At 67.8% G+C, this 17517-nt stretch carries 15 protein-coding genes; 3 read left to right on the top strand and 12 right to left on the bottom strand.

All coding sequences use genetic code 11. The features are described 5' to 3' along the window. Window positions 1-21 precede the first annotated feature (21 nt). Window positions 22-546 (top strand): hypothetical protein, encoded by a 525-nt coding sequence (locus tag CEX87_RS00540; RefSeq protein ID WP_064416876.1) that lies wholly within the window; start codon window positions 22-24, stop codon window positions 544-546. 5 nt (window positions 547-551) lie between these two features. Here CEX87_RS00540 and trmD read toward each other — a convergent pair whose 3' ends face one another. From trmD to CEX87_RS00515, 5 genes are all read right to left on the bottom strand, one after another. Continuing rightward, window positions 552-1229, bottom strand: coding sequence for a tRNA (guanosine(37)-N1)-methyltransferase TrmD (gene trmD, locus CEX87_RS00535; RefSeq protein ID WP_094285583.1), 678 nt, complete (start codon window positions 1227-1229; stop codon window positions 552-554). Between the two features lie 3 nt (window positions 1230-1232). Then, a complete protein-coding gene (rimM, locus tag CEX87_RS00530) occupies window positions 1233-1748 on the bottom strand; it encodes a ribosome maturation factor RimM (protein WP_064398660.1) in 516 nt (171 codons plus the stop codon). 9 nt (window positions 1749-1757) lie between these two features. Further along, a complete protein-coding gene (locus CEX87_RS00525) occupies window positions 1758-2000 on the bottom strand; it encodes an RNA-binding protein (RefSeq protein WP_003881089.1) in 243 nt (80 codons plus the stop codon). 8 nt (window positions 2001-2008) lie between these two features. Continuing rightward, window positions 2009-2551 (bottom strand): 30S ribosomal protein S16, encoded by a 543-nt coding sequence (gene rpsP, locus CEX87_RS00520; RefSeq protein ID WP_094285581.1) that lies wholly within the window; start codon window positions 2549-2551, stop codon window positions 2009-2011. Window positions 2552-2806: 255 nt separating this feature from the next. Continuing rightward, a complete protein-coding gene (locus CEX87_RS00515) occupies window positions 2807-3223 on the bottom strand; it encodes a nuclear transport factor 2 family protein (protein ID WP_064398657.1) in 417 nt (138 codons plus the stop codon). Between the two features lie 32 nt (window positions 3224-3255). On the opposite strand from CEX87_RS00515, the gene CEX87_RS00510 reads away from it, so the two are divergent. Together CEX87_RS00510 and CEX87_RS00505 are read left to right on the top strand one after the other, a co-directional pair. Then, on the top strand, window positions 3256-4134 hold the full coding sequence (locus CEX87_RS00510) for a D-alanyl-D-alanine carboxypeptidase family protein (protein ID WP_094285579.1): 879 nt from the start codon (window positions 3256-3258) through the stop codon (window positions 4132-4134). Between the two features lie 73 nt (window positions 4135-4207). Further along, entirely contained in the window at window positions 4208-5053 is an 846-nt protein-coding gene (locus CEX87_RS00505) for a D-alanyl-D-alanine carboxypeptidase family protein (protein ID WP_094285577.1), read from the top strand. A 168-nt stretch (window positions 5054-5221) separates the two neighbouring features. Here the strand turns inward: CEX87_RS00505 and CEX87_RS00500 are convergent, their stop codons facing one another. The 7 genes from CEX87_RS00500 to smc form a co-directional block, all read right to left on the bottom strand. After that, window positions 5222-6304: a metal-dependent hydrolase family protein gene (locus CEX87_RS00500; RefSeq protein WP_066809353.1), complete on the bottom strand. Its 1083-nt coding sequence runs from the start codon at window positions 6302-6304 to the stop codon at window positions 5222-5224. Window position 6305: 1 nt separating this feature from the next. Further along, complete coding sequence (gene ffh, locus CEX87_RS00495; RefSeq protein WP_064416869.1) at window positions 6306-7874, bottom strand: signal recognition particle protein; 1569 nt, start codon at window positions 7872-7874, stop codon at window positions 6306-6308. Window positions 7875-7943: 69 nt separating this feature from the next. Then, window positions 7944-10442 (bottom strand): [protein-PII] uridylyltransferase, encoded by a 2499-nt coding sequence (locus CEX87_RS00490; RefSeq protein WP_233151197.1) that lies wholly within the window; start codon window positions 10440-10442, stop codon window positions 7944-7946. Window positions 10443-10516: 74 nt separating this feature from the next. After that, window positions 10517-10855, bottom strand: a complete 339-nt coding sequence (locus CEX87_RS00485) for a P-II family nitrogen regulator (protein WP_018600748.1) — start codon at window positions 10853-10855, stop codon at window positions 10517-10519. Between the two features lie 33 nt (window positions 10856-10888). Continuing rightward, a complete protein-coding gene (locus CEX87_RS00480) occupies window positions 10889-12253 on the bottom strand; it encodes an ammonium transporter (protein ID WP_064398645.1) in 1365 nt (454 codons plus the stop codon). 181 nt (window positions 12254-12434) lie between these two features. Further along, on the bottom strand, window positions 12435-13799 hold the full coding sequence (gene ftsY / locus CEX87_RS00475; RefSeq protein WP_174523628.1) for a signal recognition particle-docking protein FtsY: 1365 nt from the start codon (window positions 13797-13799) through the stop codon (window positions 12435-12437). A gap of 128 nt (window positions 13800-13927) precedes the next feature. Next, a complete protein-coding gene (gene smc / locus CEX87_RS00470; protein WP_165593319.1) occupies window positions 13928-17515 on the bottom strand; it encodes a chromosome segregation protein SMC in 3588 nt (1195 codons plus the stop codon). Window positions 17516-17517: the final 2 nt, after the last annotated feature.

Here is a 17517-nt window from a genome sequence, read left to right as displayed (position 1 = left end):
AGAATCCGGCACGCTGCGTTGATGACTCCAGCTGGACACCTGCCGACCATCTCGCGCCGGGCCGCACTCGGTGCATTCGGGCTGAGTGCCGCCGCCATGGCCACCGCGCCGCAAGCAGTGGGTCAGCTCGATCAGGGCTATGAGGCGATGCTGATGAAGTGCATCGACCCTCGGTTCACCACCGAAACGTGGAAGTACATGTCCGGCCGCGGGTGGCAGAACAACTACAGCCAGTTCGCCTTCGCAGGCGGGCCGGTCGGCGCGGTGGCCCCGGCGTTCGCCGGCTGGCACGAGACATTCTGGGAGAACCTCGCGATCTCAGTGGACCTGCACTGGCTGACACGGTTGATCGGTATGGCACACCGCGACTGCGGCGCAGCGGCAGTGGCCTACGGCGACCGGGTGCTGACCGACAAGGCGTACGAGACCGAGATGCTGTCGGGGGCGTTGCGGGCATTCCGGGACGAGGCCGCCCGGCGTCAGCCTGCCCTCATCGTCGAACTCGGCATCATGGATCTCAACGGAGTTGTGGAAGTCGTCACCTGAGGCGCTCAGTCCAGCAGGTCGGGTCGACGCTCGCGGGTGCGCTCCAACCCTTGTTCGCGACGCCATGCGGCGACCTTTGCGTGGTCGCCGGAGAGCAGGACCTCGGGCACGTCGAGGCCCCGCCAGCTGGGCGGCCGGGTGTAGCTCGGACCCTCGAGGATGCCTTCGGAATGTGAATCCTGTTGATGTGACTGCGGATTCCCGAGCACGTCGGGCAGCAACCGCACGACGGCTTCGATCATCACCAGTGCCGCCGACTCGCCGCCGGGCAGCACATAGTCGCCGATCGACACCTCCTCGACGCGCATGCGGCGTGTCGCGTCCTCGACGACGCGCTGGTCGATTCCCTCGTAGCGTCCACACGCGAACACCAGGTGCTCCTCGGTTGCCCAGGCGCTGGCGTCGGCCTGCCGGAACAGTCGTCCCGCAGGCGTCGGCACCACCAGAAGCGTTTGCTCCGAACAGATCTCGTCGAGCGCCGCGCCCCACACCGGCGCCTTCATCACCATCCCCGGTCCCCCGCCGTAAGGCGCGTCGTCGACCGAGCGGTGTACGTCATGCGTCCAGCGGCGCAGATCGTGTACCTCCAGTCGCACGATGCCGGATTCAATAGCCTTGCCCGGCAACGACTGTCGTAGAGGTTGGAGGTAGGCCGGGAAGATCGTCACAACGTCAATTCGCATGGCTCAGATCTCCAGCAGGCCGTCCGGCGGGTCGATTTCGATGACGTCGTCGGCCAACGACACCGACGTCACGATCGCGCTGACGAACGGCACCAGAACCTCGCGTTCGTCGTCGCGGACCGCGAGCAGCTCACCGGCGGCCGTATGCAGCACCTCGGTGACGGTGCCGACGTCGTCGCCGTCCGTCGTCCGCACCCGCAGGCCCTCGAGCTGATGGTCGTAGTACTCGTCGGGGTCCTCGATCGGCGGCAGTTCCTGCGAGTCGACGAGGAACAGGATTCCGCGCAGCGCGTCGGCGGCGGTGCGGTCGGCGATGCCATCGAATCGGACCAGCAGACGACCGCCGTGTTCACGGACCGACTCGATCGTGTACTCGCGCTCGGGACCGCCCTTGGCGGGTCGGCCGCGCAGCGACGTCCCGGCTGCGAACCGCGCGTCGGGATCGTCGGTGCGGACGTCCACCACCACTTCACCGGTGATGCCGTGCGCTTTGGCCACGCGCCCGACAACGAGGTCCATGATGACCGATTACTGGTCGGTGTCCACCACGTCGACGCGGATACCGCGACCGCCGATACCGGCGACCAGTGTGCGCAGCGCGGTCGCGGTGCGCCCACCGCGACCGATCACCTTGCCCAGGTCATCGGGGTGCACGTGAACCTCGACGGTGCGTCCACGCCGGCTGGTCACCATGTCGACGCGGACGTCGTCGGGGTTGTCGACGATTCCGCGTACCAGGTGTTCGACCGCGTCGACGACGACAGAACTCACGGCCTGACTCAGCTTTCGGTGGCGCCGGCGACGGTGGCGTCCTCGCCTTCAGCCGAAGGCTCGGACTGGTCCTTGGCGGGCGCCCGATCGGCTTGAGCCTCGGCCTCGACCGCCTTCTGGTCCGACTCGTCAGCGGCCTTGTCGGCTGCCTTTTTGGCTGCGGGTGCCTTCTTCTTCTTGGGCTGCGTGGCCTCGGTACTCGGACCGCCCTCGGCCTCCGCGAGCGCCGCGTTGAACAGATCCAGCTTGCTGGGCTTGGGCTCCTTGACCTTCAGCGTGCCTTCCGCACCGGGCAGACCCTTGTACTTCTGCCAGTCACCGGTGATCTTCAGCAGCGCGAGCACCGGTTCGGTCGGCTGCGCGCCGACGCTGAGCCAGTACTGGGCCCGCTCCGAGTTGATCTCGATGAGGCTGGGGTCTTCCTTCGGGTGGTAGCGGCCGATCACCTCGATGGAGCGACCCTGACGGCGGGTCCGCGCGTCGGCGACGGTGATGCGGTACTGGGGGTTGCGGATCTTGCCGAGCCGCGCGAGCTTGATCTTTACAGCCATGGTGGTACGTCTTCTCCTGTGATTGCCACGCTGGCAATTCAGCGATCGAGGCGGGTTGCCTCGGCCCGGTTTTGCCTTGCATGTGTGACCGCCGCAGGAGCGCCCGGCGAGATCGCTCGAACGGGTCCCGCGGCAGACAGCCGCCCATTGTGCCAGAACAGCCGCGACCGGCAAAAATCCGCGCCGCGAGCGCGTTGACGGGTTGATCCCACGCACCAGGTGAGGGCGATCAGCCCGTTAAGGGCGCTTACGCGCTCAGACGAGTTTGTCGAAGCACTTCTCCTCGACCCGCTTGCTCATGCGCCAGCCGTCGGCGGTGCGCACGAACTCGTCGACGTACCAGATTCCCACGAAGTAGATCTGACCCTCGCCGCCCATCACCATCGGGTTGAAGCAGATCGCACGCGATGAGCCGGTGTCGCCGGTGATGCGGATATCGACGTTGCCCAGCATGTGGTAGTACGCCGGGAAGTTCGGCAGCACGTCCTTGAGCCACGTCTTGACTTCAGGAAAGCGGCCGTCGATGCCGCCGGTGACGCGGTAGTCGATGTAGGCGTCCTGGGTGAAAACCCGGTCGAGGTCGTCGAATCGCTTCTGGTCGATGGCCGTCGAGTAGTCGATCAACAGCTGCTGTATTTCGAAGCGGTCGGAAATCTCCTCGAGGCTCAACATGCGTCGATTGAACACGACTAGGCTGCCTGCCCATGCGGAAGCTCTTGATCTGCTTGACCACTGTGTTGTGCCTGGTGGCCTTCGGGACCTCCGTCGCGACCGCGGCGCCCGTCGGCGTGAGCCAACCGTCGGGTTCGGTACCGATACCCGAGGGCCCGGCCCGGGCATGGGTGCTCGCCGATATGGACACCGGTGCGGTGCTGGCCGGGCGTGACGAGTACGGCCAGTACGCGCCGGCCAGCACGATCAAGGTGCTGCTGGCGCTGACGGTGCTCGACGAACTGCCACTCGATGCCACCGTGGTCGCCAACGAGGCCGACACCCGCGTGGAGTGCAACTGTGCGGGCGTGACGCCCGGCATGGTCTACACAACACGGCAACTGCTGGAGGCGATTCTGCTGGTCTCAGGCAACGACGCGGCCAACACACTGGCCACCATGCTCGGTGGTTATGACGTCGCCGTGACGAAGATGAACGCCAAGGCCGCCCTGCTCGGTGCCCACGGCACCAACGCGGCGTCGCCGTCGGGCCTCGACGGCCCCGGCATCGACATGTGGTCGTCGCCGCACGATCTGGCGGTCATCTTCCGCGCCGCGATGGCGAACCCGGTGTTCGCCTCGATCACCGCTGCGCCGACGGCCGTATTCCCGACCAAGGACGGTGACAAGGTCCTGGTCAACCAGGACGTACTGCTCGAGCGCTATCCGGGCATGCTCGGAGGGAAGACGGGGTTCACCGACCGCGCCCAGAAGACCTTCGTCGGCGCTGCGCAACGCAACGGTCGCCGGTTGGTCGTCGCATTGATGTACGGCATGGACAAGCCCGGTCAGCCGACCTACTGGGATCAGGCCTCCAGCTTGTTCGACTGGGGTTTCGCGCTGAGTCCGGGCGCCACTATCGGCGCGCTGTGATCACCGGATGAGTTGCTGAATCGCAACACATCCGAGACCGGGACGGGGAACCCCGCCGATACGCTCGGCGACCATGCGAAGCATGTTGGCTGCGTTGGCCATTGCGCTGACTTGCGCAATGACACTGGCCATCGGCGTCGCCGCGCCCGCATCGTCCCAGCCGCGAGGCGAACCGGCGGGCGCCGTCGCTCTGCCCGACGGGCCAGCGCAGGCCTGGGTGCTCGCTGACGTCGATTCCGGCCGAATCCTGGCTTCGCGCAATCCCTATGAGCCGCATGCGCCCGCAAGCACCATCAAGGCGCTGCTCGCGATGGTGGTACTCGACCACCTCCCGCTCAACGCGGTGATCGCGGCCAGGCCGGCGGCCGCCGACGTCGAATGCTCCTGCGCCGGAGTCAAAGCCGGGCGCGCCTACACGGTGCGCCAACTGCTCGACGGGCTGATGTTGGTTTCTGGTAACGAGGCCGCCAACGTTCTCGCCGACGGCCTCGGTGGTTACCGCGTCGCGGTGGCGAAAATGAATGCCAAGGCGCAGTCGCTGGGCGCGCGCAGCACGCGTGCGTCGTCGCCGTCGGGGCTGGACGGTCCGGGCATGGAGTCGTTCACCACCGCCAGCGACCTCGCGCAGATCTATCGCCATGCGCTGCGGTATCCGGTGTTCGCCGCGATCGTGCGCCAGCCGTCGTCGTTGTTCCCGACCGACAACGGTCCTAAGACGATCACGAACCAGAACCAGCTGCTCAAGCGGTATCCGGGCACGCTCGTCGGCAAGACCGGCTACACCAACCTGGCTCGTAATACCTTCGCCGCCGCCGCCCAACGCGGCAACCGCCGGTTGGTGGTCGCGCAGTTGTACGGCACCGGCGACCTCTACGGTCAGGCGATCAAACTGTTCGACTGGGGCTTCGCCCAGCCCTGAACCCCGCGCGAGCGACCGTGTTCGCGCACGACACGCCGCGATTCTTGAGCGCTACACGGACTTTCGTGGACCACGAGCGTCCGCAAATGTACCGATTACCCCGGTGTGTCGTGTACAGACACGGTTGCCCGCGGGGACGGTCGCTCGCGGGGACGGGCGCTCGCGGGCTCACGGGAAGGTGCGGCCGCGCAGGATCACCAGATCCGGGCGGTTGACGACGGCCGCGCCCTTGCGCGGATCGTCGGCGTAACACACCAGGTCGGCGGGTGCGCCGTGCTCCATGCCGGGCCTGCCGAGCCACTCGCGGGCGGACCAGCACGCCGCGCCCAATGCTTCGGTCGGCGTCATCCCGATACCGGTGAGCGCGTCGATCTCGTCGGCGATGCGGCCGTGGGCGACCATGCTGCCTGCGTCGGTGCCCGCATAGATCGGCACCCCGGCCTCCCTGGCGGCGGCGATGCGCGGATAGCACTTCTCGTGCAGGTCCCGCATGTGCTTGGCGTACGACGGGTATTTCGCGGCACCGTCGGCGATACCGGGGAAGTTCGCGACGTTGATCAGCGTCGGCACCAGCGCGGTGCCGTACTCGACCATCAGGTCGACGGTGTCGTCGGTCAGGCCCGTCCCGTGCTCGATGCAGTCGATCCCCGCCTTGATCAACCCCGGCAGCGCGTCCTCGCTGAACACGTGCGCGGTGACGCGCGCGCCGTTGGCGTGCGCGGCATCGATCGCGGCCTTGAGCACGTCGTCGGACCACAACGGCGCCAGGTCGCCGACCTCGCGGTCGATCCAGTCGCCAACGAGCTTGACCCATCCGTCACCGAACCGCGCCTGTTCGGCCACCGCCGCGGGCAGCGCGGATTCGTCGTCCAATTCGATGGCGAACCCGCGCTGATAACGCTTGGGCCTGGCGAGGTGGCGGCCCGCCCGAATGATCTCCGGCAGATCGTCGTGGTCGGCGAGGCTGCGGGTGTCGATCGGCGAACCCGCGTCGCGCAGCAGCAGCGCACCGACATCGCGTTCGACCTCCGCCTGCGCAATGCAGTCGTCGAGATTGTCGAGCGGGCCGTGATCGCCGAGACCCACGTGACAGTGGGCGTCGACGAGCCCCGGCAGTATCCACCCGCCGTCGAACACCGTCTCCGCGCCGCTGACCGGTTCGGCGCTGAGCGCACCCCCGTCGATCCACCACTCCACCGGTTGCTCATCGGGCAGTCCGACGCCGCGGACATGAAGAACGGGGCGCTTCACGCTACTTCTGGCCCGGGAACTTCAGCTTGGACAGATCGATGTCGGCCAGTCCGGGCGGGAGCTCGTCGAGACCCTTGGGCATATCGGACAGGTCCGGGAAGCCGGCGGGCATGCCCGGCATCGCGGCGCCGAGGGGGTTGCGCACCTTGGGCGGAGTCGGGCCCCTGCCTGACTTCTTGTTCTTTCCGCTCTTCTTCTTGTTCTTGGTGTTCTTGCGAGAATTCTTGCGGCCGAATGGCATTCCCATCTGGCCTGCCATCTGCGACATCATCTTGCGGGCCTCGAAGAACCGCTCGACGAGCTGGTTGACCTCGCCGACCGTCACACCCGACCCGTTGGCGATGCGCAGCCTGCGCGACCCGTTGATGATCTTCGGATCGGCACGCTCCTCGGGCGTCATACCGCGGATGATCGCTTGCAGCCGGTCGAGCTGTTTGTCGTCGACGGAGGCCAGCGCGTCCTTCATCTGACCCGCGCCGGGGAGCATGCCGAGCAGGTTGCCGATCGGGCCCATCTTGCGGATCGCCAGCATCTGCTCGAGGAAGTCCTCCAGCGTCAGTTCGCCACTGCCGATCTTGGCCGCTGCCTCTTCGGCCTTCTGGGCGTCGAAGACCTGCTCGGCCTGCTCGATCAGCGACAGCACATCGCCCATACCGAGGATGCGGCTGGCCATCCGGTCGGGGTGGAAGACGTCGAAGTCCTCGAGCTTCTCACCGCTGGAGGCGAACAGGATCGGCACACCGGTGATCTCGCGGACCGAGAGCGCAGCACCGCCGCGTGCGTCACCGTCGAGCTTGGTCAACACCACGCCGGTGAAGCCGACGCCCTCGCGGAACGCCTCGGCGGTGGTCACCGCGTCCTGGCCGATCATCGCGTCCAGCACGAAGATCACTTCGTCCGGGTCGACGGCCTGCCTGATCGCGGCGGCCTGGCTCATCAGCTCGTCGTCGATGCCGAGGCGGCCGGCGGTGTCGACGATGACCACGTCGAAGTGCTTGGCCTTGGCCTCGGCCAGGCCCGCGGCCGCGACCGCGACCGGATCACCCGGCGCCGCATCGGCCGCACCGTCCGCCGACACACCGGGATGGGGTGCGAACACCGCGACGTCGGCGCGCTGGCCGACGATCTGCAGCTGGTTCACCGCACCGGGGCGCTGCAGGTCGCACGCCACCAGCAGCGGTGTATGGCCCTGAACGCGAAGCCATCTCGCGAGCTTGCCGGCCAGGGTGGTCTTACCGGAACCCTGTAGGCCGGCCAGCATGATCACCGTCGGCGGCGTCTTGGCGAACGCCAGCGGGCGGGTCTCACCGCCGAGGATGCCGATCAATTCCTCGTTGACGATCTTGACGACTTGCTGGGCCGGGTTGAGCGCGCTGGACACCTCGGCGCCCCGGGCGCGCTCCTTGATGCGGTTGACGAAGGCGCGCACGACGGGCAGCGACACGTCGGCTTCCAGCAACGCCAGCCGGATCTCGCGGGTCGTTGCATCGATATCGGCGTCGGTCAGCCGCCCTTTGCCGCGCAGGCCCTGCAGGGCCCCGGTCAACCGGTCGGACAGGGATTCAAACACGACGTCCAGCCTAATGGGAGCCGCCAGCGGCGCGCCCGAGCAGGGCGTGCGCGGCGTAAACGGCAGTGATCAGCTCGCTTCGGACACCGGTTTGCGGGCCGGGGGCGCAGGCAGCACCGCGTACAGGTCGCGTTCGATCACGTCGCAGATGTCCTTGTCTGCGGTGATGCCGAACAGGTCGACCACCGAGGAACCCATCGTCGTCACCTTCGCCCACGCGATGTCGATGCCGTCGCGCTCGAACACGGCGGTCAGCCGGGCCAGCAGGCCCGCGCGGTCGGTGCTGCGGATCTGAACGACCAGTTCGCCCGATCTCGCACCCTCGGACCACAGGATGCGTGGCGGGGCGGTGACGTGATTGATGGGGACGGCGGCAGGGACCTCGCCGGCGCGCGACGTGGCGTGCTGCGCGACCTCACGTTCGCGGCGATCCAGTGCCTCCTGCACGTCGAGTTCACCGTCGAGCGCGAGGATGAACTGCTGGCGCAGGACCTCGGCCGCCGGGGGCGAGCCGAAATGCGGGGAGACGACGAACGTGTTGATCGCCGAGCCCTCGTGACCGTTCACCGAGGCCGAATGGACGCGCAACGAGTTCAGCGCGAGCACGCCCGCCGCCTTCGACAGCAGGCCGCGCCGGTCGGGCGCGATGACCGTCACATTGAAGATCTGCGGGCCGTCCCCCGGTGTCAGGTCCAGGTGAACACCCACCTGTCCAGCGAGCGAAAGATACCGCGGATCAATGGGATCCGGCTGCGGTAGTGGTTCTCCAGCCATCACCATCCGGCAGCGGTGCACGAGATCGCCGAGGAGCGAGGCCTTCCAGTCGCCCCAGACGCCGGGTCCGGTCGCCAGCGAGTCGGCCTCGGCGAGGACGTGGAGCAACTCCAGCAGGACGGGATCGCCGTCGAGAGCGTCGACCACCGACGCAATCGTGTTGGGATCCTGGAGGTCGCGCCGTGTCGCGGTGTGCGGAAGCAGCAAATGGTGGCGGACGACCTTCGACAGGATCTCGACATCCGAGGGCCACATCCCCAGCCGGGTGCCGATCTGGGTGGCCAGCTCCGCACCGATGACGCTGTGGTCGCCGCCGCGTCCCTTGCCGATGTCATGGCACAGCGCACCGAGCATCAGAAGGTCCGGACGGGCCACTCGTGTAGTGAAAGCGCTTGCCCGCGCGACGGTTTCGACGAGATGTCGGTCGACCGTCCAGATGTGCACCACATCGCGCGGAGGAAGGTCACGCACCGCACCCCACTCGGGAAACAGGCGCCCCCACAGGCCGGTGCGGTCCAGCGCCTCGATCGTGTCGACCGCCGACGGCCCCGCGGCCAGCATGACGAGCAGATCCTTGAGCGCCTGATGCGGCCAGGGTGTGCGGAGTTCGGGGGCCGCTGCGGCCAGCCGGGACAGCGTCGAGGCCGCCATCGGCAGCCCCGTCGTCGCCGACGCTGCGGCCACCCGCAGGATCAGGCCGGGATCGCGTTGGGGACGGGCGTCGCGCGCGAGGATGACCTCGCCTGCGAACTCGATGACCCCCTCGTCGAGAGGGCGACGAGGGGGACGGCGCAATGCCGCAAATCCACGGCGGGGAAGCGCGTTACCTGCAGTGCGGATACCGGCGTCGACGTAGAAGCTGATGGTGCGCGCGGCATCGGACAGCATCCGGGCCAGATCGAAGCGGTCACCGATGTGCAGAGCCGCGCCGATCTCGTCGGCGTGTTGGGCCAACAGCAGGTCGCGGCCGCGGCCGGCCACCCTGTGCAGTTCGGTCCGTACGTTGAGCAACGCCAGATGAGCCTGCCCCAACGACCCGAGCGGCGACGCCAACGTGTTGTTGGGATACCCGTCGGCCAGTTGCGCGATCGCCAGCGCGTTGAGCAGCTGCACGTCACGCAGCCCGCCACGACCACATTTGAGGTCGGGCTCGGCGCGGTGCGCGATCTCTCCGCTGCGCTGCCAGCGCGCCCGGGTGTGCTCGACGAGTTCGTCGAAGCGCGAAGCGATTCCGGTACGCCACTGCCGACGGGCTCCCCCGATCAGCAGCGCGGACAGGTCGGCGTCACCGGCGATATGCCTCGCTTCCAGCATCGCCAACCCCGCCGAGATGTCCTCACCGGCAACCTTCAACGCCTCGGGCACGGTCCGCACACTGTGGTCGAGGCGAATGTTGGCGTCCCACAAGGGATACCACAGCAGTTCGGCCACCTGGCCGACCACGTCGTCCGGCATGTTGTCGTGCAACAGCATCAGATCCAGATCGGAGTGTGGCACGAACTCACCCCGGCCCAGGCCACCGGTCGCGACGATGGCGAAGCCGCTGGTGGGCGTGATGCCGATCTCGGTGGCCTTGGTGGTCAGCCAGAACTCGTGCAGGTCTTGCAGTGCATGTCGCAGGGCGGCCGAATCCAGCTGGCGCGCACCGTCTGTCAACAGCTGCTTGATCGCGGCGCAGAGGTCCGTCGCGGGACGAGACGAGCCCGCCGCCGGCGCCACCCATTGAGGGGCACCGGCGGCGATTCGTTGCTCCATGCGCTCGTCGGCAGCTGGTTCGGGGTTCATCTCACTCATCTCGTCCTCTCCCCCTGTAAGACTGCTCACGGTGTGTGATCGGACGGAGACGAACTCTCAGTTCTACAAGCGGCTCAGAGGGCGTCGGCTCCCCGTTCCCCGGTGCGTACCCGGACCACGGTGTCGACGGGGCTCACCCACACCTTGCCGTCGCCGATCTTCCCGGTCCGTGCGGCCTGGACGATGACATCGACCACCTTGTCGACGGCGGAGTCCTCGACGACAACCTCGACGCGAACCTTCGGCACGAAATCCACGGAGTACTCAGCACCGCGGTAAACCTCGGTGTGACCCTTCTGGCGCCCGTAGCCCTGAACCTCGCTGACGGTCATCCCGAGGATGCCCGTCTGCTCCAGCCCGGTTTTGACATCCTCGAGTGTGAATGGCTTGACGATCGCTGTAATCAGCTTCATTTAGTGGATCCCTTCCGAGGAAATTGTTGCCGATCAGACGAGCTCGTAAGCGGTTTCAGCATGTTCGGTGGCATCAATGCCGGTGTCCTCGTCCTCCGCGGTAACGCGCCAACCCAACGGCTTAACGATAAAGGCAATGATCGCGGTCATGATGCCGGTGAAGATAACCGCCACCAAAGCGATGACGACCTGCACGACGAGCTGCTGGAATCCACCGCCGTAGAACAGGCCGGTCTCCAGCGCCAGGAAGCCGATGCCCACCGTTCCCCACAGGCCCGCTACCAGGTGCACGCCGACCACGTCGAGCGAATCGTCGTAGCCGAACTTGTACTTCAGTCCGACCGCCAGCGCCGACAGCGCGCCCGCGATCACGCCCAGGATCAAGGACCCGATCGGCGACAGCGAACCGCAGGCCGGTGTGATGGCCACGAGGCCGGCCACGACGCCCGAGGCGGCACCGACGCTGGTTGCGTGGCCGTCGCGGAGCCGCTCCACCAGCAGCCAGCCCAGCATCGCGGCGGCGGTCGCAGCAGTGGTGTTGACCCAGACCTGGCCGGCGAGCATGTCGGCCGCGCCCTCGGACCCGACGTTGAAGCCGAACCAGCCGAACCACAGGATGGCCGCGCCCAGCATCACGAACGGAATGTTGTGCGGCCGATAGGCGACCTTGCCGAAGCCGGTCCGCTTACCGAGCAGCAGCGCAAGCACCAGTGCGGCCATGCCGGCGTTGATGTGCACGACCGTGCCGCCGGCGAAGTCGATCGGGGATACGTTCGCGGTGCCCTCCTCACTGACGCCGAAAAGCTTGGCCGCAATACCGTTCTCGGCTCCGGACAACAAGCCGCCACCCCAAACCATATGGGCCAGTGGGAAATACACCAACGTCACCCAGATCCCGCCGAACACCAGCCACGTGCCGAACTTCATGCGCTCGGCCACCGCGCCGCTGATCAGGGCGACGGTGATGACCGCGAAGGTCAGCTGGAAGCCCGCCCAGACGATCGCGGGCACCGAACCGAATCCGCCGAGAACGTACAGCGATATTCCGTCCACTTCCTTGGTCTCCAGCAGCGGGCTCAGCCCGAACAGCGAGAACGGGTTGTCGAAGATGCCCGCGATGTCGCTGTTTCCGGTGTGCGCCGACGCGAACGACATCGAGTAGCCCCACAGCACGTAGATGACGCTCACGACGCCCATGGTCCCGAACGACATCATCATCATGTTCAGAACCGACTTCTGGCGTGACAGCCCACCGTAGAAGAACGCGAGACCGGGCGTCATGAGCAGAACCAGCGCCGCGGCGGTGAGCACCCATGCGGTGTCGCCGGAGCTCAACCCGTCGGGGCCGAACGGCGCGAACGCATCATCGGGTAGGGCAAGGGGTAAGGCTGAAACCACTTTGTGTGAACCTCCTTGGGAAGTGCGCCGATCGGATCGGCCTCCCGAAGAGACTCTTTTGTCCGCGTTTCACCGGTGATTCTGTTCCGTTTCCACGAAGTGAACGGACACGCCAGAAGCGTTACGCTCGTGTTTCCACGCCGGTTCCGCCGCGACGCGCGGCTCTGCCTGGCGCATCGGACTATCCGAGAAGCGCGTCGACGAATGCGCCGGGCTCGAACGGGGCGAGATCGTCGGCCCCCTCGCCGAGTCCGACGAGCTTGACCGGAACGCCCAATTCCTGCTGGACACGAAAGACGATTCCGCCCTTGGCCGTGCCGTCGAGCTTCGTCAGCACCACGCCGGTGATGTCGACGACCTCGGCGAAGACCCTGGCTTGCGGCAGACCGTTCTGGCCGATCGTGGCATCGAGCACCAGAAGGACCTCGTCGACCTCGGCGCGCTTGCTGACCACCCGCTTGACCTTGCCGAGTTCATCCATCAGCCCGGTCTTGGTGTGCAGGCGCCCGGCGGTGTCGATGACGATGACGTCGGCGCCCTCCTTGATGCCCTCGTCGACGGCGTCAAAGGCCACCGAGGCGGGGTCGGCGCCCTCCGGGCCGCGCACCACTTGCGCCCCCACGCGCGACGCCCACGACTGCAACTGATCGGCCGCGGCGGCGCGGAAGGTGTCGGCCGCACCGAGCACGACGCGGCGACCGTCGGCGACCAGGACGCGGGCCAGCTTGCCGACGGTGGTCGTCTTACCGGTTCCGTTCACCCCGACGACCAGCAGCACCGAAGGCTTATCCGCATGCGGCAGCGCCCTGATCGAGCGGTCGAGGTCGGGCTGCAGCGCCTCGATGAGGACCTCGCGCAGCACGGCGCGGGCGTCGGCCTCGTTGCGGACCCGGCTGCTGGCCATTCGGGCGCGCAGCGCGGCGACCACCGACTCCGTCACGACGGGCCCGAGGTCGGCGATCAGCAGCGTGTCTTCGACTTCCTCCCACGACTCGTCATCCAGGTCGCCTCCGCCGAGCAGCCCCAACATGCTGCGTCCGAGAGTGTTCTGAGACTTGGCGAGCCTGCCCCGCAGCCGCTCGAGCCGCCCTTCTGTCGGTGCGATCTCGTCGAGGACCGGTGCGTCCTGCTCGACGACGGGGGCCGGCTCGTCGAGGACGGGCGCCGGTTCGGCGGGCGCGGGCGCGGGCGCCGGTTCGGCGGGCGCGGGCGCCGCCTCGGCAGGTGCGGGTGCGGGACGCTCCTGAACCGGCGGCTCGGGGAGTTGCACGTCGGCGATCGGGCGCTTGGGTGCGTCGCGCGGAATGGTGGCGTCGTCACCGACGGCGGGCAGGCCTGTGGTGTCGATCCGCTCGGGGGGCGCGGTCGGCGCGGATTGCGAGAACGTGATCCCTGAGGAGGCGGTATAGCCCCCGGAACGGTCGATCGGCGTGGCCGCCTCCGTCGACGACAACCGGATGCGCCGCCGTCGATACCGCACCAGCCCGACGACGAGCGCGGCGACCAACAAAACGGCGATGACCGCGATCGCGATCCACAACCACATCGAGCCAACATCAGTCACGGCGCCATTGTCTCAAGCTGAGTCGCGCCGACGCCCCCCGCGCCCCCTCGGGCCTCGATCTGTGCACCGCTTGTTGCGCTCAGCGCGCCAGACGGTGCACAAACCGCGGCTCAGTTGGCCGCGCCGACCAGTTCCTGCCCGCGCATGCGCTGGCTGATGACCGCGGTGATGCCGTCGTCGCGCATGGTGACGCCGTACAGGGCGTCGGCGACCTCCATCGTCGGCTTCTGGTGGGTGATCACGATCAGCTGGGAGCGCTCGCGCAGCTGCTCGAACAAACTGATCAGTCGGCGCAGGTTCACATCGTCGAGCGCCGCCTCGACCTCGTCCATCACATAGAACGGCGACGGCCTCGCGCGGAAGATCGCGACGAGCATCGCGACCGCGGTCAGCGATTTCTCACCGCCGGACAGCAGCGACAAACGCTTGATCTTCTTGCCGGGCGGGCGCGCCTCGACCTCGATGCCGGTGGTCAGCATGTCGTTGGGGTTCGTCAGCAGCAGCCTGCCTTCGCCGCCGGGGAACAGCGTCGAAAACACCTGGGTGAATTCGCGTTCCACGTCGGCGTACGCCTCGGTGAACACCTGAAGGATGCGTGCGTCCACGTCCTCGATCACGTCGAGGAGGTCCTTGCGGGCACCCTTGACGTCCTCCAGTTGGGTGGACAGGAAGTTGTACCGCTCCTCGAGCGCGGCGAACTCCTCGAGCGCCAGCGGGTTGACCCGGCCCAGTTCGTTGAGCTCTCGCTCAGCCTTCTTGGCGCGCCGTTCCTGCGTCGCGCGGTCGAACGGCATCGGTGCGGGCGCGGTGACCTGCTCGCCACGCTCGCGCGCCTGCTCGAACTCGGCCATCTCCAATTCCGTTGGTGGTAGCGGCACGTCCGGCCCGTATTCGCCGATCAGGTCGGCGGTTGCCATGCCGAACTGCTCGAGCACCTGCTCCTCGAGCTGCTCGATCCGCAGCGCGGCCTGCGCCTTGGCGACCTCGTCCTTGTGCAGCGCCTCGGTGAGGCCGTTGACCTTGGCGGTGAGCTCGTTGACCTCGTCGCGCGTCGCTGCCAGCGTGGCGGCGCGGTGCTGTCGTTCGGCGGCGACCTCGTCGCGGGCGCGTGAGGCCACCGCCACGACGGCGCTGAGCCGTTGCGCGACAACGCGACCCGATTCCGCGACCGCGCCCGCCACGGCCGCCGCATGTCGACGAGCTTCGCGGGCACGCATCGCGCGCAGCCTTGCCTCGCGTTCGGCCGCGGCGGCCCGACGCAGTGAATCAGCCTTTCCGCGAACGGCATTGGCGCGCTCTTCGGCGGTGCGCACCGTCAACCGGGCCTCCACCTCGGCGGTGCGGGCCGCCTCTGCCGCTGCCGTCGTCTCTTGCCGGTTGACGGGCTCGGCTTCGAACGTCGGCTCCTGCTGTGCGTTGTGCAGCCTCTGCTCGAGCTCGGTGAGTTCGTCGACGGTGCGGGACCGATTGGTTTCCAGCTCATTTCGCTGCTGGATCAGCCGCTGCCATTCGTCGTCGGCCGAACGGGCGTCCTGACCGAGCCGACCCAACTGCTCGTAGATCGCCGAGATCGCCGCGTCGGATTCGTTGAGCGCGGCCAGCGCCTGCTCGGCGGCATCCTGACGGCTGGCCTGTTCGGCGAGCGCACCGGACAGCGCCGCCGACAGCTCGTCGACCTGCTTTTCGGCCTCGGCGAGCTCGGCGCGGGCCTTGTCGACCTCCGATGCGATCTCGAGCGTGCTGGGTTTGCGATCGGATCCGCCGCTGACCCAGCCCGGACCCACGAGATCGCCGTCGGTGGTGACCGCCCGCAGCGTCGGATGCGCCGCGACCGCGTCCAGTGCAGCGGCCAGGTCCGAGACCACCACGACGTCGGCGAGCATGGCCCGGACCGCGCCCTGCAGACGCTGTGGCGCCTCGACCAGATCAACCGCGCGCACCGCGCCGTCGGGCAACGACTGTGCCTGCGGCACCTCACGATTCGGCCAGTCGCTCAGCACGATCGCCGCCCGGCCGCCGTCGGACTCCTTGAGCGCCGCGACCGCTGCACGAGCGGCGCCCGGGCTCTCGGCGGCCACCGCGTCGGCCGCGGCACCCAGCACGGTCGCGACGGCCACCTCGTAGCCGTTGCGCACCTTCAACAGGTTGGCGACCGAGCCGAGAAGCCCTGCCCCACCACGGTTCTTCTGTAGCCAGGCCGCGCCGTCCTTGCGATCGAGACCCACCGAGAGGGCCTCGATACGCGCGCGCAGCGAGGCCACCTGACGTTCGGCGCCACGTTCGGCGGCCTGCAGTTCGGCGACGCGTTCATCGGCGAGCCGCAGCGCGGCGACCGTACGGTCGTGGTGATCGTCGAGACCGACCTCACCGGCGTCGAGTTCGCCGACGCGACTCTGCACGGTCTCGAACTCGGCCTGGGTCTGTTGCGCGCGGGTGGCGGCCTCGTCGATGGTGCCGGTCAGGCGGGCGACGGTCTCGTCGATCGATTCCACGCGAGTGCGCATGGTGTCGACCTGACCGGCCAGCCGCGCCAGACCCTCGCGTCGGTCGGCCTCGGCGCGGGCGGCGGCCATGTGTGCACGCTCGGCCTCGGCGGCGATGCGCTCGCGTTCGGCGAGTTCGGCGCGGGCCGCCTCGAGCTTGCCGCGCGACTCGGTCAGCTCGCCGAGCAGCCGGCGCTCCTGTTCGGCGACCTCGTCGGCCTGGGCTTCCAGGGTGTCGGGATCCGGACCCGTCGACGCCTCGGGCTCGGTGTCGAGATGCTGTGCGCGCTCGCTCGCGATGCGCACCGTCGCGCTGACGCGTTCGGCGAGAGCGGACAGCGCGAACCACCTCTGCTGCGCCGCGTCCGCGCGTTCGCTGAGGCTGACCACCGCCGCCTCGTGCGCGGCCAGCTCGGCGGTCTTGGCCTCGAGCCGCGTGGCGATCTCGTCGTGTTCGCGCCGCAGCGTGGTCTCGGCCTGGTTGGTGTTGTCGAACTCGGCGCGGCGGGTGACGAGGTCATCGGCGGCTAGCCGCAGCCGAGCGTCGCGCAGATCGGCCTGGATGGTTTGTGCGCGCCGGGCCATCTCGGCTTGACGCCCGAGCGGTTTGAGCTGACGGCGCAGTTCGGTGGTGAGGTCGGTCAGCCGGTTCAGGTTTGCCGACATCGCGTCGAGCTTGCGGACCGCTTTTTCCTTGCGCTTGCGGTGCTTGAGGACGCCGGCGGCCTCCTCGATGAACGCGCGCCGGTCCTCGGGGCGCGACTCGAGGATCTCGGAGAGCTTGCCCTGACCGACGATGACGTGCATCTCGCGCCCGATGCCGGAGTCGGACAGCAGTTCCTGCACGTCCATCAACCGGCAACTGCTGCCGTTGATCTCGTACTCGCTGCCGCCGTCGCGGAACATCCGCCGGGTGATCGACACCTCGGAGTACTCGATCGGCAGCGAGTTGTCGGAGTTGTCGATGGTCACCGTCACCTCGGCGCGGCCCAGCGGCGGGCGCGACGACGTGCCGGCGAAGATGACGTCCTCCATCTTGCCGCCGCGCAACGTCTTGGCCCCCTGCTCACCCATCACCCAGGTGAGCGCGTCGACGACATTGGACTTACCCGAACCGTTGGGCCCGACCACGCACGTGATGCCTGGCTCGAAGCGCAGAGTCGTCGGCGAAGCAAACGACTTGAAGCCCTTCAGGGTCAGACTCTTGAGGTGCACGA

It is taken from the genome of Mycobacterium lehmannii (assembly GCF_002245535.1).
GTDB classification, from domain to species: domain Bacteria; phylum Actinomycetota; class Actinomycetes; order Mycobacteriales; family Mycobacteriaceae; genus Mycobacterium; species Mycobacterium lehmannii.
This window is presented reverse-complemented; position numbering and strand designations above follow the sequence as displayed.